The organism is Paenibacillus cellulositrophicus (genome assembly GCF_009363095.1).
In the GTDB taxonomy this organism is placed as follows: domain Bacteria; phylum Bacillota; class Bacilli; order Paenibacillales; family Paenibacillaceae; genus Paenibacillus_AQ; species Paenibacillus_AQ favisporus.
Genome location: NZ_CP045295.1, coordinates 2799383 through 2821147 on the forward strand (window position 1 = coordinate 2799383; position 21765 = coordinate 2821147).

The window sequence follows — 21765 nt, forward strand, 5'->3', positions numbered from 1 at the left end:
TCTGACGAAACTTTTATCGGCTGAATCATCAACCGGATAAAAAATCGTCTATCGACGTACATTCTCCAAAGCTGATACTTTGTCATATTTAAAAATAGAAAAGGGAGACCGCTGCGATGGTTGCAGGGTCTCCCTTTTTGTAGTTTTGGCGGGCGGAAGCGGATTGCTCCCACGTTGGCACGGTGCACGAAGGGGCGAGAATATCAGCATCCGCCGCCGGCGATCGGCCGCTCTATTAAATCAGCATGTTATACAGGCTGGAATCCTTGTTCAGCTCAGTATATTTGAGACCTTTCCGGTTCATGCGCTCGATGAGCGGCTCATAATCCTCGCGGCTGTTCAGCTCGATGCCGACGAGCGCCGGTCCGTTCTCTTTGTTGTGCTTTTTCGTATACTCGAAGTTGGTGATGTCGTCTCCCGGCCCGAGCACGTCTTCCAGAAATTCGCGGAGCGCGCCGGAGCGCTGCGGGAAATTGATCATAAAATAGTGCTTGATGCCTTCGTACATGAGCGAGCGCTCCTTGATCTCCTGCATCCGGTCGATGTCGTTGTTGCCGCCGCTGATGATGCAGACGACCGTCTTGCCGCGGATTTCATCCCGGTACAGGTCCAGCGCCGCAACCGGCAGTGAGCCTGCGGGCTCAACGACGATTGCATTTTCGTTGTACAGCTCCAGGATGGCCGTGCAGGCTTTGCCTTCCGGCACTTTGACGACGTCGTCCAGCAGGCGCGAGCAGATGTCGTACGGGGTGTCGCCCACCCTTTTCACGGCTGCTCCGTCGACGAACTTGTCGATCTCGTCCAAGGTGACAACGCCCTGCTGAGCCAGCGCCTCGCTCATCGATGCCGCGCCTTCCGGCTCGACGCCGATCACTTTGGTCGCGGGACTGACCGTCTTGATGTACGTCGCCACGCCTGCCGCCAGTCCGCCGCCGCCGATGGTGACAAACACATGGTCTGCAGCCGAATCCAGGCTTTCCATCACTTCCATCGCAATCGTGCCGTTCCCTGCGATGATCTTAGGCTCGTCAAACGGATGGATAAACGTCATGCCCTCGCGGTCGCAGGCCTTGATCGCCTCTGCGTAGGCGTCGTCGAACGTGTCTCCGGTCAGAATGACTTCCACGTTGCTGCCGCCAAAGCGCTTGACCTGCTTCACCTTCTGGTTCGGGGTCGTGCTCGGCATGTAGATTTTCCCGTGAATATTCAGCGCATGGCAGGAAAAGGCCACACCCTGCGCATGGTTGCCTGCACTTGCGCACACGATCCCCTTCGCCACCTCCTCCGGCGACAGGCTGCGGATCATATTGTAGGCCCCGCGGATCTTGAAGGAACGCACGACCTGCAGATCCTCCCTTTTCAAAAACACGTTGCATTCGTATCTCGCCGACAGGACCGGGTCCCGCTGCAGCGGCGTCCGCACGATAACCTCCCGCAGCACGTGATGCGCCCGGACAATATCCTCCATGCTGACGGTGCGGGGCTTGTCTGCCGCGCTTTCTCTTTCAGCGTTCATGACGGTGACTCCTTCGGCCCCAGCTGAAGGCTGGGCCTGCGTTTCCTTACCGGTATCTTTCATCTCTTGTTCTCTCCTCACTCCGCTAACCCTCTTTTTAAACGGACGTTTTTATATTACTCAGTAACTTAACGCTTTTACGGCTTTTTTTCAAGAGGCTCTCTCCCGGCGGGCGCCTATTTTTGAAGATTATACAATTTATAAAATTCAGCGAAGCTGAACCATTCTATAATCGCAAGAAAAACTTCAGCTAACCGCGGTCTGTCTTCTTTGAAAGTACGTCGATAGACGTTTTTCTTATGGCGTTTTTCCCTATTTGCGCCAACCGTCGGTTTGATAGCAAATAAAAGCCCTCCCACTCGCTTCGCGGTGGAAAGGCCATCAGCTACTGTTTTCCGGAAAGCCAATCGGTGAGCATGTCGACATCGGAGGCCGAGGCATGCCGCAGCGAAACTTTGTCTCCGGATTTACCGGACGCTACCGCCACTTTCAGCGTGGCCAGCTCTTTTCCCGCCTGGAATGGAGTCTGCGAGGTTTTGTGCCACTGTACCTTGGAGATCGGGATCAGCACGGTTTTCTCGGAAAAGCTCCCATAGCGGATGTGAAGCTGGTTCTCTTCCCGGCTCCAGGCCGCCCTCCGGTATTCCAATGATGACGCTGCCCAGGCAAAGAGGGGAAGAACCCATGCAAGCCACCGCCAAAAGCCGGGCGCGAGCAACCAGGCGGCTGCCGCCAGGATGATACAGATGAGAACAGGCAGCACGGTGTAAGAACGGTAAGATTTACGGCTGACCGGGTTCCAGGTCTGCGGCAGGCGGAATCCGGGCAGAAACGCTGCCATCCGCAGAGAAAGCTCGTCATAACGGACAAGCGGAAACAAATCGACGGCCTTTTTCTCCTCATCCGAGCTGCCTGCGATGACCATTCGAACCGAAGCCCGGCGAAGCAGCTTGTGCAGCGGGTTCTGGGTGATGCGGATCGCCTGAATCCGGTGCGGCTTGATAACGGTTCTTTTCTTTTCCAATAAGCCCCGCTCGATGGTTAACGTACGGCCCTCGGCTTCAACCCGAAAGCCGTACTCCAGTAAGAAGGCGCCTGCAAAAGCGAGCAGCCAGGAAAGGATCGCAAGGAAGACGATGAGTCCCGGGATTCCGAGGACCATCAGCCGCGGGGACAGCTGATCCCATATCGGCGTATCCCTCACCCATTCATCCCACAGCTTCAAGCCTCCCCCTACGATCACCATCCAGAGGATCGAGAATTTGCCGCTTGTTGTGCTTAGAATCAGCGTTTGGCCCAGTGACAGCCGCATGCTGTTCAGGGGAGTAGCGTTCGGCTGTTCATCGTGAACGTGGGAATCGCCCGACGTGTCAGACACCGCCTTCTCCGGGTCTGCCATGCCGATCTCTCGCTGAATCCGGGCGGCTTCCGCGGCAGAAATCGAACTGAGCACGGCCTCCGGCTCTTCTTCACCCCCGGACGTCTCCATTTCCAGGCGAACGAGCCCGAACATTCGATCATACAGGCTGACTGTGATGTTCAGAGACTGAATGCGTTCCTTGGTGATCCATAGTTTTCGGCGGACCCACAGCCCGTGTTCCATATAAAGGACGCCATCCTCCACCCGGTACACAAAACGGCGCCAGCGCAGCCAAGCGAACACGATCAGTATGACCGCAGCCGCCGCAATAACACAAACGGTCAGCACGATGCGGTCGATCTCTTTTCCAAATACGCGATGGATCAGAAAAATACAGAATGGAATCAAAGGCAGCAAGCCCGCCAATTCCTTCCCGGAATGAATCAGAAAGTACAGAATGGATACGGGATGCAGCCGCCGGTTGGCCGGCAAGGGTCCTGGATTAGAGTTCACCGTCCGCCCCTCCTGCCCAATCCGAAATCTGCTTGCGAATATTCTCAGCTTCTTGCTCTGACAATGCAGGAATGCGATGGCTGCCGGCTGCGGTGGAGAACGTGACGGTGGACAGTCCATAGATTTTCTGGATCGGCCCTTGCTTGGAATCCACATGCTGAATACGCACCATCGGGATCAACGTTTTCCTGCGCACCCAGACGCCGTGATTCAGCTCTACGCTCTTTTCCGTAATCTCATATCGCCAGAACCGGTACAGCAAACCGGGCAGCACCGCCAGCTCAAGCACGATAAACAGCACGACAGCGGCCGCACTCCATCCCGCAATCCAGGCGGGCCAGCTGTAAGCCATTGTCAGCCATAGAAGCGCGATAATCAGCACGACACTGATCGCGCTGGCGATCCACCCTTCCATTCTTCGCGCTTTCACCGCCCTCGGATCGATCCGTTTCATGACTGCTCTCCTCCTTCCGCAGACGAATCCGCTGGATGAGAGGGACGGTGGACGGCCGATAGAAACAGGTCGGCAAGTTCCGCCGCGTATCCCGAAAGGTCCAGGCCGGGATTGATGAGCAGCTGGCTTGCGACGCCGTCAATGGCGCTGCGGATGGCCGCTGCAGTCACACGAGCGGAGCGTTCGGTAAACGGCTTGAACTCTCCGGCCTCCTGTCCCCATCGCAATATTTCGATAAGAGGCTCCAGGATCAAGTCATCGGCGGCTCCTCCGAATCGAAGCTTTCCGTCCGCCGTGCGCGCATTCGTAACAACTTCCGTTAAAGCTACGATATAGTCACGGTGCCCGCCCATAAATTCCAGGTTCGACTCGATATAGGCCTTCAGCATCCCGCCTGGTGTCGTTTGTCCCTCGACTCGTGGAGACATGAAGCGTGCTCCGGCATCAAAGACCTCATGGACGATTTGCTCCATTAACTCATCCTTGCTGGCGAAGTGGTAGGTGAACACGCCTTTGCTTACACTGGCACGCTTGACGATTTGTCCCACCGAGGCCTGGGCGTAACCAAGCTCGGCAATCGTATGGATCGCGATCTCCACGATTTGCTGCCTTCTCTTCGATTGTTCCATAGACTCCCCCGCCCCCTATTGGAGTTCACCTGCTTCGTCAATTCTAACAAATCGTACGACTGTACTAATTAGTTTAGTACGGGTGTACTAAGCTGTCAATATCAAAACGGTTGATGCAGCATGGAACCGCAAGAAGATTGGTGACTGGGGCAACTAAGGGCCTATACAGCTTGAAGACCTCACTATCATGATGCATGAAGTGTATGGATCTGTTTTGATGGGTAAGCATAAAAAAAGCCCACCTTAAATGGGCCTTTTCTAAGTCTTTTATTCTCAGGTTAAACGTTACGTTTGCTCAGGTGATGCGAATGAACATTTCGTTTGGTGAAATACTAACCTTCGGGATTTTCCTGGTAGCGTTACTCACTTACATCGATAAACGAAAATAACCCACTCTTAAGGTCGGCACCTAAGTGGGTTATTTTCAAGGTCAAGCTTGATCCTGGAGGGATATCCCACTCAAGATGTTTGTGCTAGGGAGTAGCCTGGGCCGGCTGCTCCTTATTTATTGTTATCTTAGCAAACGGCAAAGATATACCACAAGCTATGCAAATTGAAAAATATGGCTTATTCTTGCACCTGCCTGATCAGACGGTCCCGGAGCTCATCCGCCAGCTTGATCGACGCGGTATCATCGATAACCGCCCCCGGCCGATTCCCCTCGCCCAGGATATAGCCCCCAAACTTCGTTCCGAAGAAGTCAAAGATATACTGAAACTGCTGAATCAGCGGCAGTCCTTTCAGCTGTGGATCGTCGCCGCCGACCGCAATCACATAAGCGGTTTTGGACTTCATCGATTCCCGGAAATGCGGGCGCTGATCGTCCCTGAGCGTTTGGGACCAGCGATCGATAAAGTTTTTCATATGGCCCGACATGCCGTACCAATACACCGGCGTGGCAAAAATCACAGTATCCGCGGCCAGCACGCGGTCAATCAGCGCGTTGTAATCGTCGCCCACGTCCTGAAAACCCTGCTCGGTATGTCGAAGATCCTCAATCGGTTGAACGGTATATTCTTTCAGCACAATCCGGTCCACGCCGGCAAATCCCCGGACGACCCGCTCGGTCAGAAGCTCCGTATTCCCGTCTGGACGCGTACCCCCATAAATGACAGTGATGCTCATCGTATTTCACTCCTTGACGTTTAAAATGGAGCCGTTCACATTCAGGTCTGCTCACTCCACCATTTTTTTGACCGTATTCGTAACATGGCCACAATCCCATAATACAGTGGAATCAGCTCGATAAAAATCCACACCAGCACCGTAATAATGGAAAAATAGTGTTTCTGGTAGGCAGACAAGTGGTAGGCGTAATAAAACGCAATCCCCGCCGAAACGAGCGTCAGCGAAGGAACAATGATTCCCTCTCCTTTTCCTTTCGTAAAATAGGACATGCACTTGGTTCCGGCATATATCAAAAAGGAGCAATGGATCAGCATCGAAGCCGTCCATACCCCGATCAAAAATGGGGCGGAGTTTTCCAACAGGCCATCGTCTATTTTACCTCGGATAATTTCGAGGAATGGATATTGGATCTGCTTGGCATAATGCGGGCTGAAATTAAGCAGCGTAAACATCCAGCCTGACAACAAGACTAAGAAATTTCCAACCGATGCAACCGCCAGCTTGGCGAACGTCCCTTTGCCGAATGTAAATTCCGGAGCAAGGAACAGGAAGACCACCCACTCGCTCACGACCGAAAACGTAGCCATTGTGTTGCTGAAAAAAGTAGGCAGGTCAAAGTAACGAAAAAAAGCCGGAAGCATATGCACATTGGCGTTTTCAGCATAAAAATAGGTGATCAGCAGCGTTGTTGCAAAGATCAGCAAAAAAAGGCCCTCCGACATGTATACAAGCGTCCTTGCCCCCAACCGGACGACGTAGAGGATCACGAGGCTGATGATGAGCTGGATGAACCAGGGCGGGGTTCCTTTCAAGTAATTGGTCCCGAAAAACAAGACGAAGCTTTGGATATCGTAGGAGGCGTAGTACACCGTCCATGCAAGCAGCATAACAACGAAGGCTCCATGTATCCCTTTACCCATGATTCGGTTTCCGAAGGTGACCCAGGAGGAAGCGGGCTGAAGCTTGCCGACATAGACCACATAGAACAAAATGATGAAGCCCAGGAGGGACCCGAACACGATGCCCGCAATTCCTTGATAGCTTGACGTGGATACCAGCTCTGGAATAAGGAAGATGGACGCCTGGGAGTTAAAATAGACAAAGGCAAATCGGGCCAACCTCCAGTTGTTGTTTGAAGTCATTTCGCCTCGCTCCCCTTCTCAATATTCTTTCCCGTAATCGTCCAGGCTCAACTTGGTAACTACGCGTACCTCGGCATCCTTCTTATAGTGTTCCGGCCATTTGCCTTTCACCTGCTGCCAGTACTGCGGGGCGTTCCACTCCAGGAGAAACCCGAGCTGAAGCACATCGGCTCCGATTTGTTGAGAGTAGGCAATGCTCTTCCGGAAGTCTTCGGAGACGGTTTCTCTCATTTGGCTCATGATAGTCCCGCTGACGTCCTTCACGAAGCGGTGAGAAGCGTCCTTTTTGGCTATGATGCTGGCCCTGCCTTTGAGATGAACCGTGAAAACCGGGCCGTTTGGGGTCATTTTGACCGAAGTTTTGCCGTTCGTATAAGTGAATTTAAGATCTGCTTTGCTCTTGCCGTGATCCCATTGAACGGAATAAATCGGAAATTTGAGATGCCCATGGGCCCATGCGATGGTTTTGGCTTCTTCATAGGGGAGTGTGCCTTTCAATCGGCCTTGCTGAAACAAAGCTGCCCCCTTAATTCCCGTCCACGTTTCGCTTTTATGAGCATCGGCGGCGGAATGGATCTTGTCGTTCTGCAATAAGGTGGCGGCGTATCCCAATCCTGCCGCGTCCGCGACGAGACAGTCCTTGATGGTCGTATTCAGCATATATCCTTGGGTGGCGAAGCTTAGCAGTACCGTGGTGGGCAGCTGTTCAAAAATCGGCGTCAGGTGTGCGGCATCATCCAGCTTACCGGAAGCGACTAACAAGTATGCCCCGATCGGGACATCGGGTTCCCTCTTGATCCATTCCAGAAGATCCCCGATGCCCTGCTCGCCGTATTGCTCGCTGATCATCACAACTTTGATTTCGGACAGGCTGAGCTGGCGCGACAAATCTTTGTGGATATATTCCAGCGCCTTGCCGATGCTCGTGGATTGCTTCGTGATCAAGGAGTAGGGCTTATCCTTGCCGCCTCCCCCGCCGCTTAACTGGTCCGAATCCAGGCGGTTGGTCAGAGGGGTGCTGATCGAGACCTTCACCGTTCCGGGTTCCTCACCGACATCGATAAACACCCCGTTTACGAAAATACGCTGATCCAGCTCGACTTTGGACCAGCATCCAGTGATGCTGCACAATATGATGACCATCAGCCCAACTTTCAGAAGTGTCGTTTTCATAGGAATGGATTATCTCCTCCGATGCCGGATTCTCGAAAAGGCGCTGCTGCGTTTGTTCATCAAAGCTGATGACAGCCGCAACAGCGTGTCTTTCCAATCGGACAGGACGAGCGGTGCGACCGGCTGCAAATACGGGGCCCCGAAGGACCTCAAGTGCACCAGATGCGCGTACAGAACGAAAGTACCTGCGAATATTCCGATCAGCCCCATCGAACCGCCCAAAATGAGAAACGGGAAACGGAGCATCCGAAAAATAAGCCCCAGCTCCAGATGGGGAATGATATAAGAGGCCACCCCTGTGATCGAAACGACAATGACCATGGGAGCGGAGACAATGCCTGCCTGAACGGCCGCTTGGCCGATGACGATCCCCCCGATGATCGAGACCGTCTGGCCGACAGGCTTCGGAATTCTCATGCCCGCCTCCCGCAGCGCTTCAAAGGTCAGCTCCATCAGCAGCGCTTCCGTTAATGCCGAGAACGGGATGCGTTCGCGGGCGGATGCGATCGTAATCAGCAGATGAGCCGGCAGGACTTGAGGGTGGAACGTCGTAATCGCTACGTATAATGAAGGCAATAAGATCGACAATAGCGAAAAAGCGAACCGGATCGTGCGAATCCAGCTGGCTGCAAAGGGACTCTGAAAGTAATCCTCCGAGGCCTGCAATAACGAAAACAAGGTGACCGGAGCGATCACAGCATTGGGTGCCCCATCCATCAAAATGCAGACGCGCCCCTCGAGCAAAGAGGCTGCAACGGCATCAGGCCGCTCCGTATATTGAAATATCGGAAACGGCGTGGAGCTTTCCTTGAAATGTTCCACTACATAACCAATGCCGAAAATCCCATCGATGGATAGGCTTTGCAGCTTGCTGTCGATTTCGGCTAACACTTCGTTTTTGGGCATTCCCTCGATATAAACCACATAAACCAACGTGTTGGTATAGTCGCCGATTGTATATTCCTTCATCTTCAACTTCGGATGCCGGATCTTATGGCGCAGCAGGGACAGGTTGCTCTGAATATCCTCGATAAAAGCCTCTTGCGGACCCGTAACGACCAATTCGTTTTGCGATTCCGCAATCGATCTTTTCTGGTACTGTACGGTGTCAAAATAGTAAAAATCGTCCGTTTGATCCACATGCAGGACGGCCTTCCCTTGTACGACCAGGACGGATGCCTCTTCTGGGCCGGAAATGGAATGATAGACGACCGGAAACGCGTTTCCTTGCTGCAGGTTACGGCGAAAAGCATCCCAACTCCCCGTTCGGCTTTCGGCCAGCAAAAAACGGGCGATGTTCTTTTGAAGCATCGCTTGGTCTACAATGGAAGGTATATAAAATAACGTACAAGTTCTACCGTCAATGAGAAATGGCTGGCAAACCAGATCCGGGGAATCCTTCAGCTGCTGTTTGAGGATATCCAGTGCGGTTCCCTTCATAGTTCTCACCTCTTGTGTACGATGATCGGTTCTCATATCATGCCAGAAATGAAGTCAAATTATTCCTTAATGATGACAATCAAGCTGTCACCAATACATTGCTATAATCAAAAGTACCAGCCGAAGACATTGCACACACTTTAATCCAAGAAGGAGGATGTAACACGATGAAGCCAAGTATATCCGTTTTGACCCTGGGGGTAGACGACTTGGAAAGGGCGCTGGCCTTTTACCGGGATGGCCTGGGGCTGCCTACGGAAGGCATTATTGGAACAGAGTTCGAGCACGGTGCGGTCGCGTTCTTTGACCTTCAGGCAGGGGTGAAGCTGGCTGTCTGGAAAAGAGACGACCTCGTCCACGATGCCAACATCGAGCGCACGGCCCCCAGCAGTGCGGAGTTTACGATCGGCCACAACGTGACCAGCAAGGAAGAGGTCGATCAAGTGATGGAACAGGCGCGTCAGGCGGGAGCTACCATCACCTCACCCGCGCACGACACGTTCTGGGGAGGGTACTCCGGTTATTTTCAGGACCCCGACGGGCACCTGTGGGAAATCGTCTGGAATCCCGCTTGGGAGTTTCCGGAGGAGTAAAGAACTGAATTCCAACGCACCAAAAAAAGGCTGCCGGGATGAGTCCCAAGCAGCCTTTTCCTTATGTTCGATCAAACCATTATACTTTACTGTTAAAATGACGCTCAAACCAGGCGGTCGCCGCATCAATCTCCAGCTTGCTCAGCTGGTGTCCGTAATTTGCCCAATGCAGCTCGGAATCCGCACCGGCGTCAGACAGCAGCGAATGGAGCTCTTCGGTCTCACTGATAGAGCAGATTGGGTCATTCGTCCCTGCCCCGATAAATACCGGAACACCGGTTAGATCAGGCAGTTCCTTCCCGCGCAGCGGAACCATCGGATGCAGCAGAACTGCGCCCTGCAGGGCGTCGCTGTAATGGAACAGCAGGCTCGCGGCAATGTTGGCGCCGTTGGAGAAGCCGACAGCCACCATCCGGTTCCGGTCGATGGAATACTGCGCTGCCGCCTCATCCAAAAAGGCCTTCAGCTCATGCGTCCGCGCAATCAAATCTTCCTCGTCGAATACCCCTTCGGCCAGTCTCCGGAAGAAACGCGGCATGCCGTGCTCCAGAACGTTTCCCCGCACGCCAAGCACGGATGCCCCTGGTGCTATCATGTCTGCGATCGGGAGCAAATCCCGCTCATTCCCACCCGTTCCGTGAAGAATAACCAATACGGGTGCCTCCGGCCGACTTCCTTGAACAAAAATATGCTTCATACTCATCATTGTACGCCTCCCAATGCACGGACTTGAATGTCCGGCAAAAGTTGTTCTATCACTTCACGCTGCGGCTCATACCACTCGGGCAGCATGAGATGTGTCCCCATTTCCTCTTTCGGCTCATCGCGTGCAAACCCTGGAGGATCTGTGGCGATCTCAAACAAAATCCCGCCCGGCTCGCGGAAATACACCGCATTAAAATACTGACGGTCGACAATCTGCGTTGGACGAAGACCGGCTTCCTCCACCAGACTTCTCCATGCCTCATGCTCAGCAAAATCCTTGGCACGCCAGGCGATATGATGCACCGTACCGGCACCGGCGGTCCCCTGCTCTTCCAGACCGATATTCACGTCGATGATGTTGCCGATATCGCCGGTGCTGCGGTAACGGACCTGGCCTTGGTCTTCGCCGATTTTGGCCAGTCCGAGGATTTCTTCCAGTACCAGCATCGTCTGCTTAGGGTTATTGCTTCCCAAAACAGCTCCGCCAAATCCCTTAATGGCATGGTCCACTGGAACTCCGCTGAAGGACCAGCGGCTTGGCGCCCCCTCGGCCCGCTCCACCAATTCAATCTGCAGACCGGAAGGATCTTTGAATTGAATGTACGTTTCTCCGAATCTTTCCGTCGTGCCGTACGCCAAACCCAGAGAGCTCAGACGCTGCATCCAGAAATCCAGGCTTCCCGGAGGAACGGCATACACCGTCGTTTTCACCTGTCCGCCGCCAACGGTACCTGTTCGGCTATTGTCCCTCGGAAAAAACGTAATAATCGTCCCCGGACTGCCGTGCTCGTTGCCAAAGTACAGATGGTACACGTTCGGTGCATCGAAGTTGATCGTCTTTTTCACCAGTCGAAGCCCGAGCACCCCTGCGTAAAAATCAACGTTTTCCTGGGCGTTGTTCACGAATGCGGTAATGTGGTGGATCCCTGTCGTCTGCAGCATGGTTTGAAACCTCCTCTGTGCTCTCTGAATTTTAAACCTCTCATTGCGTTTGCGTCTTGCCAAACCTGATCTGAATTTATTTTAATATTAAGATTTATAAATATATAATATATGATTTCGAGACTTTTGGCAAGGGGGTATACGAAGAGTGATATGCTGAACAACAAAAGGCGCCCCTTCGGTCGTGTGCCGACCTCGGAACGCCTTCTATCTCAGACCCGGCAAAATGTACCGGGCAACATCCCTAGGGACATCCATAGGGATGCATCTCTAGCGAAACATTTTTATTTCCCGCTCTTTACCAACGCCTTGGCGGCGATGTCCGTGCGGTTCTGCTTGCCCTCGAAGCTAATCTTCTTGGCCTGCGCGTATGCCTTTGCGCGGGCTTCAGCGATATCGGCACCCAGGCCGACGACGCCCAGCACACGGCCGCCGCTGGTGACGAACTCGCCCTGCTCGTTTGTGGCGGTTCCCGCATGGAACACGAGTGCCTCTGTCGCGTCGACCTGATCCAGCCCCTGGATCGGCAGTCCCTTCGGATACGAAGCGGGATAGCCGCCCGAAGCGAGCACGACGCACACGGCGGCCTCATCGCTCCACTCGATGTCGATATCGGCCAGCGTGCCGTTCACAACCGCGAGGAAAATGTCGAGCAGATCCGTCTTCAGCCGCGGCAGCACGACCTGGGTCTCCGGGTCGCCGAAGCGGGCATTGAACTCGATCGTGGTCGGCGTACCGTCCGGCTGGATCATCAGTCCGGCGAAGAGCACGCCGCGGAACGGCCGGCCTTCGGCCACCATCGCTTTGGCGGTCGGCTTGATGATGTTTTCGACAGCGGCTTCAACAATCGCCGGATCCACATGCGGCAGCGGCGAATAGGTGCCCATGCCGCCCGTGTTCGGACCCTTGTCCCCGTCAAACACCGGCTTATGGTCCTGCGCAGCCGCCATCGGCCGCACCGTCTCGCCGTCGACAAAGGACAAAATCGACATTTCCTGTCCCTGCAGGAACTGCTCGATGACGACCTGAGTGCCGGATTCGCCGAATACTTTGGCGACCATGATGTCGTGGAGCGCTTTTTCTGCTTCCTCCATCGTAAACGCCACGGTGACGCCTTTTCCTGCGGCAAGTCCGTCCGCCTTAATGACGATCGGTGCCTGTTGCGACTGCAAATAAGCGGATGCTTCTTCGTAATTGTCGAATTTGCGGTAAGCCGCCGTAGGAATGTTGTATTTATGCAGCAGGTCCTTCATGAACGTTTTGCTGCCCTCGATTTCAGCCGCCTTGCGGTTAGGCCCGAATACCGGAATATTTTTCGCCTCAAAGGCATCCACGATGCCGTCCGCCAGCGGATCGTCCGGTCCGACAACAACCAATCCCACTTCTTTCGTCAAAGCAAAGTCCGTCAGCTTGTCGAATTCATTGACCTGAATCGGCACGCATTCGGCGATCTGCCCGATCCCCGCATTACCCGGGGCACAGTAGATCCGTCCCGCCTTCGGGCTCTTATGCAGTGCCCATACGATGGCATGCTCGCGGCCCCCGCCGCCAATCACCAAAATATCCATGTCCGCCTCCCGTTACTTCGATTTATACGCGTTTATTTTTCATCAAAAACCTATAATATTCATGTCATATACCGCCAAGAAGACGATGTCGACATCCTTTATAACAGACAGCCGCGTTCAGCGGAGATTTTGATGACGGGAAGCGGCTGCTGAGGGTGACTTTTCCGACAACAGCCCGGCTGCAGTCACCCTTCCTTATCTCTCTCCCAAACCTCTTAAACGCGGCTATCTCAGCCTTTTTCACTTTTCAGTGCATAGTGGCAATGACTTTACATATGACGGTATTGACTTTCCACTAGCAAGAACGGCGAGTTCCGTCTTAGTGTTTAAAATGTCTCACGCCCGTAAACACCATCGCAATGCCGTATTCGTTGGCGACTTTAATGGACTCCTCGTCCTTAATGGAGCCGCCAGGCTGAATGACCGCGGTAATTCCCGCTTTGGCCGCTAACTCCAGCGTATCGCCCATCGGGAAAAACGCATCGGATGCGAGTACCGATCCCTTGGCTTTGTCGCCCGCCTGCTCGATGGCAATTTTGGCGGAGCCGACGCGGTTCATCTGACCCGCACCTACGCCAACGGTCATGTTGTCTGCGGCCAGTACGATCGCGTTCGACTTCACGTGCTTCACGACCTTCCAGCCGAACAGCAGCTGCTTCAGCTCCTCTTCGCTAGGCGCACGATCGGTTACGACTTTCAGATCGGCTTCGTCCAGCGAAAGCACGTCGCTTTCCTGTACGATCATACCGCCGTCGATGGACGTAACGACAAATTGGCTGTTCCGTTCCTTGGCGGAGCCGAATTCGCCCATTTTTAGCAGACGGATGTTCTTCTTCTTCGTCAAAATTTCGAGTGCCTCATCGGTGAAGCCCGGTGCCAGCACGATTTCCAGGAAAATTTCGCTGAGCAGCGCAGCTGTGTCGCTGTCGATAATGCGGTTAGCCGCGACGATGCCGCCGAAAATGGAGGTCGGATCCGCGCTGTAGGCTTTTTTATATGCCTCCAAAATGCTTTCGCCTGTGCCTACGCCGCAAGGGTTCATATGCTTGACCGCGACGACAGCCGGTTCGTCGAATTCTTTGACGATCTGCAGCGCCGCGTTGGCGTCGTTGATGTTGTTGTAAGACAATTCCTTGCCGTGCAGCTGCTCGGCGGTTGTGATGGTGCCGGATGGAGCGAGCGGTTTGCGGTAGAACGCCGCTTTCTGGTGCGGATTCTCGCCGTAACGAAGGTCTTGGATCTTCTCGTAAGTAACCGTCATACGCTCAGGAAGAGGATCGCCTGTGACGTTCGACAAATAATCGGAAATGAGGGCATCGTATGCGCCGGTGTGGCGGAAAACTTTGGCTGCAAGCCGTTTGCGCGTCTCCAGCGTCGTATCTCCGTTCTCGCGGATTTCCGCAAGTACGGTACCGTAGTCGGCCGAATCGACAACTACGCTGACAAACGCATGATTTTTGGCTGCCGAACGAAGCATGGTCGGACCGCCGATGTCGATATTTTCGATCGCATCTTCATACGTAACGTCCGGTTTAGCAATCGTCTCCTGGAACGGATACAGGTTTACGACCACCAGATCGATGTAGTCCAGGCCTAGCTCTTTCATCTGCTGCTGATGCTCTTCGCTGTCACGGACAGCCAGAAGGCCGCTGTGTACCGCAGGATGCAGCGTCTTGACGCGTCCATCCAAAATTTCCGGAAACCCGGTTACTTCGGAAATGCCGATGACCGGCACGCCTTCCTGTGCCAGCAGGCTTTTGGTGCCCCCTGTCGAAATGATTTCCACGCCCAATGCAGACAGCTCGCGGCAAAAATCCACGATGCCCTTCTTATCCGATACGCTGACCAGCGCTCTTTTAATACTCACGATATGCTCCTCCTTTATGTGTAAAAACGATAACTTTCGCTCGAAGCTCATTTATTTCCCGAGAAATATCGAAAAGATTCCCCGGCATCCGCTGGAAGCGGGCCGAGCCGACAAAACCGTCAAATCCCTCCACAAAGCGCACTTTTTGCTCGATAACGGCCGAAGTCTTTGCGGAAACACCGAAATTTATCATTTCTTATATAAGTTGAACGATTGAAATGGATGATAATAGGGGCAAGTACGTAAAACGTTCCTACGATCGCTCTTGTTTTCGTATTTCTTTATTGATGGATCCAACCTAATGGAGAAATCCGAAAGCCAAAGCATATGCTTCCGATGCTAGCTTTCCTTTGGAAAGCTTTCACGAACGCTTCGCTTCTTCGGAATCGTTTTACTCCCTTGCCCTGCATCCTATTCTTTTAATTCAACTTATATTATACGAAAAAGCCGCTGACAGCCGCCGCCATTCGTGTCGGAACCGCGGCAGCTGTCCTTTATCCCCTTACCCTATCTCTATATCTTTGTGTTGTTACCACTCCAACCACGTAAAAGCATCATCCCTTAAGCAGCGTAACTTTCCGGCCCTCCAGCTTCATTCTACCCTGGGCAAAAAGAGCAACGACCTGCGGGTACAGCTCCTGTTCTACAGCATGCACCGCCTGCGCAAAAGACTCCTCCGTCTCATGCTCGGCCACCTCGATCGCCCGCTGGGCGATAATCGGTCCGGTATCCATGCCGCCGTCCACAAAATGCACGGTTACGCCGCTCAGCTTGACGCCATAGTCCAGCGCTTGTCTGATCGCGTTTGTCCCGGGAAATGCCGGGAGCAGCGACGGGTGAATGTTGATCAGGCGCCCTGCATATTTGTCGACGATCACGGAGGTCAGCAGACGCATATACCCTGCCAGCACGACCAGATCGATCTCCAGCTCTTCGAGCTTGGCGACGATTTCCGCTTCATATTCCTCGCGTGATCCGTACTGTTTGGGAACGAACAGATGCTTAGGAATGCCGAGGCGCTCCGCCCGGCCGACGACAGGGGCCGCCGGTTTGTCGCAGACGAGCAGCTCCACCGTCGCACCGCCGAGCCTTCCCTCAGCGGCCGCTTCGGCCAATGCCTGAAAGTTGCTTCCCGTTCCGGAAGCAAACACAGCAATCCGGTAGCCGCTCATTAGACATCGGCTCCCGTAAAGGTCACAACCGACTCACCCGGCGTTACCGACCCGATGATGTACGCTTCCTCGCCGCTCGCCTTGAGCAGCTCCAGCGCCTGCTGCGCATCGCCTTCGCTGACGACAAGGACAAGCCCGATGCCCATGTTGAATGTGGTGAACATGTCACGATTGGCAATACTGCCCTTGCTCTGCATCAGCTCAAAGATCGGCAGGATCGGCCAGGAACCGTAACGGATGTCCACGTTGACGTTGGCAGGCAGCATGCGCGGAATGTTCTCGATGAAGCCGCCGCCGGTGATGTGCGCCATGCCTTTCACGTTGACCTTCTCCAGCAGAGCCAGCAGAGGCTTCACATAGATTTTGGTCGGTGTCAGCAGGACGTCGCCCAGCTTGCCGCCCAGTTCAGGAATTTCATCGTGCAGGCTGTAGCCGGACTGCTCAAGCAGGAGCTTGCGCACCAGGGAGAAGCCGTTGCTGTGCACGCCGCTCGATGCGATGCCGATGACCGTATCTCCAGGGGCGATGGACGAGCCGTTGATGATTTTGCTTTTATCGACTACGCCGACCGTAAAGCCCGCGATATCGTATTCGCCTTCGGCGTACATGCCAGGCATCTCAGCGGTTTCACCGCCGATCAGCGCGCAGCCGGACTGATGGCAGCCCTCGGCGATGCCAGCCACGATCGCTTCGATCTTCTCCGGCACGACCTTGTCGCATGCCAAGTAGTCAAGGAAAAACAGCGGCTCTGCCCCCTGCACCACGATGTCGTTGACGCACATGGCCACCGCGTCGATCCCGATCGTGTCATGGCGGTCCATGGCGAAGGCGATTTTCAGCTTGGTGCCGACCCCGTCCGTTCCGGAAACGAGCACAGGCTCCTCATATTTGTCCTTGTTCAGGCCGAACAGCGCCCCAAAGCCGCCAAGATCTGTCATCACTTCCGGACGGAACGTCCGTTTCACGTGCTTCTTCATCCGTTCTACCGCTTCATTTCCGGCCGCGATATCCACACCGGCATTTTTATAAGCCTCAGACACTCCCACGACACTCCTTTGTCAGATGCTCCGCCTCTATTTTAAGCGGGTAAAGTATTCATATCCTGAATCGATCCACAGGCACAGCCCAAACCTTCAGCCCGGCAATGCCATGCGATCAGTAATCGCCCTGCATTCCAAACCCATCAGCAGCTGCAGCCAAACTTCTCTTCACCGTTAAAATCCAGATGCGTCGGATAATCGTTGTCGAAACAAGCCAGGCACAGCCCGCCCTTGTAATCATCCGCATTGTTGCCTGCAATGGCAGTGATCAGACCCTCCGGGCTAAGGAACGCCAGCGAATCGGCGTTAATTTCCCGGCAGATTTCTTCCACCGACTTGCTTGAGGCAATCAGCTCGCGCCGGTCCGGCGTGTCGATGCCGTAAAAGCACGGATTTTTAAAAGGCGGTGACGTAATCCGCACATGCACTTCCACCGCCCCGGCGTCGCGAAGCAGGTTCACAATCCGGCGGGAGGTCGTGCCGCGGACGATCGAATCGTCGATCATGACGACCCGCTGGCCTTCAACCACACGCCGCACAGCGCTGAGCTTCATCTTGACGCCCTGCTCGCGCAGCTCCTGGCTTGGCTGGATAAAGGTGCGGCCCGTGTATTTGTTTTTGATGAGCCCCATCTCGTACGGGATCCCCGTCTGCTCCGCGTAACCAATCGCCGCGGAAATACTGGAATCCGGCACCCCGGTCACGATGTCGGCGTCGACAAACGATTCGATCGCCATCCGGCTGCCCATCCGCTTGCGGGCGGCGTGCTGATTCGAGCCGTTCATGTCGCTGTCCGGGCGGGCAAAATAGATGTATTCCATCGCACACAGCGATTTACGGTGCTTTTTCTCCTCGAACCGGTCTTCATGCAGGCCGTCTTTGTCGAGAATAAGCAGCTCGCCCGGCTCGATGTCGCGGATCAGCTCCGCGCCGATCGTCTCGAGCGCGCAGGTCTCCGAGGCGAAAATATACGCCTCACCGAGCTTGCCCATCGTCAGTGGCCGCAGCCCGTGCGGATCCGATGCGACCAGCAGCCGGTCGTTCGTCATGATCAGGAACGCGTAGCCGCCGACGATGCGGTTGAACGCGTCTTTGGCCGCGGAGACGAGATCCTTCGACGAACGCGCGATTAGATGTGCGATGACCTCCGTGTCGCTCGTCGTCTGGAATATCGACCCGCCTTCCTCCAGCTCGCGCCGGATTTGCGGGGCGTTCACGATATTGCCGTTGGTCGCCACGGCCAGGTCGCCGTCACGGTACTTGAACACCAGCGGCTGCGCGTTCGTCAGCTTGCTGTCGCCGCTCGTCGAATAGCGCACGTGCCCGATGGAGATGTCCCCGGTCAGGGAAGCCATCATGTCTTTGTCGAATACCTCTTTGACGAGACCCATGCCGCGGTGGTAGTGAAACTCCTCGCGGTCGCTGACACACATCCCCGCGCTTTCTTCCCCGCGGTGCTGCAGGGCATGCAGCCCGTAGTAGGACAAAGAAGCGGCGTCCGGGTGTCCATAGACCCCGAACACGCCGCATTCTTCTTTTAATTTGTCGAACAGCCCGTCTTTGCCCGAGCCTTCGTTATAGTAGTCTCCCGTCCACAGCGTTTGCGGTGTTACTTCATGAGACATGGAATCGCATCCTCCCAGACCTGCTTCAAGCCTCCTACACTTTCGTTCACGGCCGAAGCACCGTTGATGTCAACCACCAGACTGTCGCCTTCCACGATGCCGATTTCGGCAACCGGCACGCCTTGACCTTCAATATAAGCTTTCAGCTGCTCTGCCTTGTCCCGGGATGCCGAGAGCAGGATGCGGGATTGGGATTCGCTGAACAGGGCTACGTCCGGACGCAGGCCGGTTTCGACATGCACCTGGGCACCCAGCGAACCGCTGATGCAGGACTCGGCCAGAGCCACTGCAAGACCGCCCTCGGACAAGTCGTGCGCCGACTGTACGAGTCCTTGCTGGATCGCACCAAGCACGGAGGACAGCAGTTTTTTCTCCGTATCCAGGTCGAGCGCCGGAGGACGTCCTTCCGTTGCCCCATGCACGACGTATTGGAACTCGCTGCCGCCCAGCTCCGCTTTCGTGTCGCCGAGCAGGAAGATGACGTCGCCTTCTTGTTTGAAGCCTTGTGTCGTAATATGATCCGTATCATGCACCAGACCGACCATGCCGACGACCGGCGTCGGGTAGATCGCTCCGCTGGCGTTCTCATTGTACAGGCTGACGTTACCGCCGATGACCGGCGTATCCAGCACGCGGCAGGCTTCGGCCATGCCGTCTACCGCACGCTCCATCTGCCAGAAAATATCCGACTTCTCCGGACTGCCAAAGTTCAGGTTGTCCGTGATCGCCAGCGGCTCGGCGCCGGAGCAGACGATGTTGCGCGCGGCTTCGCTGACCGCGATGCGGCCGCCGACTTCCGGATCGAGATACACGTACCGCCCGTTGCAGTCGGTCGTCATCGCGAGGCCTTTGCGCGTGCCTTGGATCGTAACCACTGCCGCGTCGGAACCCGGACGGACCGCCGTGCTCGTGCGGACCATGTAATCGTACTGATTGTATACCCAGGCTTTGCTGGCAACCGTCGGGGAAGCCAAAACCTGCTTCAGGGCGCCCCCCAGGTCTTTCACTTCTTCGTAGCGCAGCGTATCGACGTCGGCGTTTGCTTCATAATAAGCAGGCACGCTCGACGGCTTGTTGTACACCGGGCACTCGTCAACGAGTGCCTTGACCGGCATGTCGCCAACGACTTCGCCATGGTGGAACAGCTTCAGGCGTCCATCGTCGGTCACTTTGCCGACCTTGGCGCAGATGACACCCCAGCGCTCGAAAATTTCCATCGCCTGCGCTTCGTCCTTCGGCTCGACGACGAACAGCATGCGCTCCTGGGATTCGGAGAGCATCATTTCGTACGGCGTCATGCCTTCTTCACGCTGCGGCACCTGGTCGAGATACAGCTCCAGGCCGTTGCCGGCCTTGCTCGCCATCTCCGCGCTGGAGCAGGTCAAGCCGGCTGCGCCCATGTCCTGAATGCCGAGCACGATCCCCGAATCGATCAGCTCCAGGGTCGACTCCATCACCAGCTTCTCCATGAACGGGTCACCGACTTGAACGGCCGTCTTCTTCGCTTCCGACTCTTCGCTGAGCTCAACCGAAGCAAACGTCGCCCCATGAATGCCGTCGCGGCCGGTAGGAGGACCTACGTAAAAGACCGGGTTGCCCACGCCTTTAGCCACGCCGCGCTGAATTTTGTCGTGGTCGATCAGACCGACGCACATCGCGTTGACCAGCGGATTGCCGTCGTAGCTGTTGTCAAACATCACTTCACCGGCCACCGTCGGAATACCGATGCAGTTGCCGTATCCGGCGATGCCGGCCACAACATGCTCGAACAGATACTTCACGCGGTCGCTTTCAAGTTTGCCGAAACGCAGCGAGTTGAGCAGCGCCACCGGTCTTGCGCCCATCGAGAAAATGTCGCGGATGATGCCGCCCACACCGGTCGCGGCGCCTTGGTAAGGCTCTACTGCGGAAGGGTGGTTATGGCTTTCGATTTTGAACACGACCGCCTGGTTGTCGCCAATGTCGACGATCCCCGCACCTTCGCCCGGTCCCATCAGGACCCGCGGGCCGCTGGTTGGGAAGCGGCGCAGCAGCGGCTTCGAATTTTTGTAGGCACAGTGCTCAGACCACATGACGCTGAACACGCCGATTTCGGTATAGTTCGGCTGACGTCCCATAAAGGAGCAGATCAGCTCGTATTCACTGTCCGATACCCCAAACTGCTGATAGATTTTCTGTTCCGCAATCTGTGCTGCGGTCGGTTCCTTAGCGGACACTTGCTGCGCCATGGGTATCCCTCCAAGCCTTCAAAATGGATGTAAACATACGCTTGCCGTCCTCGGAGCCGAGCAGGGAGTTCACTGCGCGTTCCGGGTGCGGCATCATGCCGACGACGTTGCCGCGCTCATTGCAGATGCCGGCGATATCCAGGACAGAGCCGTTCGGATTGCTGCTGTAGGTGAAGACGATTTGGTTATTTTCCTGAAGACGCGCGAGCGTCTCCTCATCACAATAGTAATTCCCTTCGCCGTGGGCGATCGGAATGACGATTTCTTCATTTTCGCTAAAGTCGGTCGTGAACGGCGTGCGGTTGTTCGCCACTTTCAGCACCGTGTCATGGCAGCGGAACTTCATGGACGTGTTGCGCAGCAGCGCGCCCGGCAGCAGCCCCGCTTCCGTCAGGATTTGGAATCCGTTGCAAATGCCCAGAATGTATTTGCCTTGCTCTGCAGCCTTGGCCACTTCACTCATGACTGGAGCAAACCGCGAGATTGCCCCGCAGCGAAGGTAGTCGCCGTAAGAGAAACCGCCAGGAACCAGAATGCAGTCGTAAGCGGACAGGTCTGTTGCGGTATGCCAGACGTAATCGACAGGCTCCCCGAGTGTTTCCTCTACCGCTTTGTAGCAGTCGATATCACAGTTGGAGCCGGGAAAGACGAGAACTGCAAATTTCATGGA

The 21765-nt window shown here is 55.1% G+C and carries 18 protein-coding genes; 1 reads left to right on the plus strand and 17 read right to left on the minus strand.

Features of this window, described 5'->3' with window-relative positions:
- Positions 1-235: 235 nt before the first annotated feature.
- The 8 genes from ilvA to GCU45_RS12675 all read right to left on the minus strand — a co-directional run bounded on the left by ilvA (position 236) and on the right by GCU45_RS12675 (position 9355).
- A complete protein-coding gene (gene ilvA / locus GCU45_RS12640) occupies positions 236-1516 on the minus strand; it encodes a threonine ammonia-lyase IlvA (protein WP_152403020.1) in 1281 nt (426 codons plus the stop codon).
- Positions 1517-1901: 385 nt separating this feature from the next.
- Positions 1902-3389 (minus strand): PH domain-containing protein, encoded by a 1488-nt coding sequence (locus GCU45_RS12645; RefSeq protein WP_167527128.1) that lies wholly within the window; start codon positions 3387-3389, stop codon positions 1902-1904.
- On the minus strand, positions 3379-3843 hold the full coding sequence (locus GCU45_RS12650) for a PH domain-containing protein (RefSeq protein WP_152399210.1): 465 nt from the start codon (positions 3841-3843) through the stop codon (positions 3379-3381). Before GCU45_RS12650 ends, GCU45_RS12645 begins: the two co-directional genes overlap by 11 nt.
- A complete protein-coding gene (locus tag GCU45_RS12655) occupies positions 3840-4472 on the minus strand; it encodes a TetR/AcrR family transcriptional regulator (protein ID WP_152399211.1) in 633 nt (210 codons plus the stop codon). The genes GCU45_RS12650 and GCU45_RS12655 overlap by 4 nt, the downstream gene beginning before the upstream one ends.
- 567 nt (positions 4473-5039) lie before the next feature.
- On the minus strand, positions 5040-5597 hold the full coding sequence (locus tag GCU45_RS12660; protein ID WP_152399212.1) for a flavodoxin family protein: 558 nt from the start codon (positions 5595-5597) through the stop codon (positions 5040-5042).
- A gap of 41 nt (positions 5598-5638) precedes the next feature.
- Positions 5639-6742 (minus strand): GerAB/ArcD/ProY family transporter, encoded by a 1104-nt coding sequence (locus tag GCU45_RS12665; protein WP_152399213.1) that lies wholly within the window; start codon positions 6740-6742, stop codon positions 5639-5641.
- A gap of 18 nt (positions 6743-6760) precedes the next feature.
- On the minus strand, positions 6761-7915 hold the full coding sequence (locus tag GCU45_RS12670) for a Ger(x)C family spore germination protein (RefSeq protein WP_152399214.1): 1155 nt from the start codon (positions 7913-7915) through the stop codon (positions 6761-6763).
- Positions 7916-7924: 9 nt separating this feature from the next.
- Complete coding sequence (locus GCU45_RS12675; protein WP_152399215.1) at positions 7925-9355, minus strand: spore germination protein; 1431 nt, start codon at positions 9353-9355, stop codon at positions 7925-7927.
- A gap of 167 nt (positions 9356-9522) precedes the next feature.
- On the opposite strand from GCU45_RS12675, the gene GCU45_RS12680 reads away from it, so the two are divergent.
- Positions 9523-9948, plus strand: coding sequence for a VOC family protein (locus GCU45_RS12680; RefSeq protein ID WP_105442477.1), 426 nt, complete (start codon positions 9523-9525; stop codon positions 9946-9948).
- Positions 9949-10027: 79 nt separating this feature from the next.
- Here GCU45_RS12680 and GCU45_RS12685 read toward each other — a convergent pair whose 3' ends face one another.
- The 9 genes from GCU45_RS12685 to purQ form a co-directional block, all read right to left on the minus strand.
- The gene (locus GCU45_RS12685) at positions 10028-10651 is read right to left on the minus strand and encodes an alpha/beta hydrolase (RefSeq protein WP_152403022.1); all 624 of its coding nucleotides are present in this window, start codon (positions 10649-10651) and stop codon (positions 10028-10030) included.
- A complete protein-coding gene (locus tag GCU45_RS12690; RefSeq protein ID WP_152399216.1) occupies positions 10651-11595 on the minus strand; it encodes a ring-cleaving dioxygenase in 945 nt (314 codons plus the stop codon). The genes GCU45_RS12685 and GCU45_RS12690 overlap by 1 nt, the downstream gene beginning before the upstream one ends.
- A 284-nt stretch (positions 11596-11879) precedes the next feature.
- Complete coding sequence (gene purD, locus GCU45_RS12695) at positions 11880-13163, minus strand: phosphoribosylamine--glycine ligase (protein ID WP_152399217.1); 1284 nt, start codon at positions 13161-13163, stop codon at positions 11880-11882.
- 319 nt (positions 13164-13482) lie between these two features.
- Positions 13483-15030 carry a bifunctional phosphoribosylaminoimidazolecarboxamide formyltransferase/IMP cyclohydrolase gene (purH, locus tag GCU45_RS12700; RefSeq protein ID WP_152399218.1) on the minus strand — a complete coding sequence of 516 codons (1548 nt, stop codon included), beginning with the start codon at positions 15028-15030 and terminating at the stop codon, positions 13483-13485.
- A 554-nt stretch (positions 15031-15584) separates the two neighbouring features.
- Complete coding sequence (gene purN, locus GCU45_RS12705; RefSeq protein ID WP_152399219.1) at positions 15585-16202, minus strand: phosphoribosylglycinamide formyltransferase; 618 nt, start codon at positions 16200-16202, stop codon at positions 15585-15587.
- A complete protein-coding gene (purM, locus tag GCU45_RS12710; RefSeq protein ID WP_152399220.1) occupies positions 16202-17242 on the minus strand; it encodes a phosphoribosylformylglycinamidine cyclo-ligase in 1041 nt (346 codons plus the stop codon). The genes purN and purM overlap by 1 nt, the downstream gene beginning before the upstream one ends.
- Positions 17243-17385: 143 nt before the next feature.
- A complete protein-coding gene (gene purF / locus GCU45_RS12715) occupies positions 17386-18867 on the minus strand; it encodes an amidophosphoribosyltransferase (protein WP_105442469.1) in 1482 nt (493 codons plus the stop codon).
- The gene (gene purL, locus GCU45_RS12720) at positions 18852-21095 is read right to left on the minus strand and encodes a phosphoribosylformylglycinamidine synthase subunit PurL (RefSeq protein WP_152399221.1); all 2244 of its coding nucleotides are present in this window, start codon (positions 21093-21095) and stop codon (positions 18852-18854) included. The genes purF and purL overlap by 16 nt, the downstream gene beginning before the upstream one ends.
- The gene (gene purQ / locus GCU45_RS12725) at positions 21073-21762 is read right to left on the minus strand and encodes a phosphoribosylformylglycinamidine synthase subunit PurQ (RefSeq protein WP_076176811.1); all 690 of its coding nucleotides are present in this window, start codon (positions 21760-21762) and stop codon (positions 21073-21075) included. The genes purL and purQ overlap by 23 nt, the downstream gene beginning before the upstream one ends.
- Positions 21763-21765: the final 3 nt, after the last annotated feature.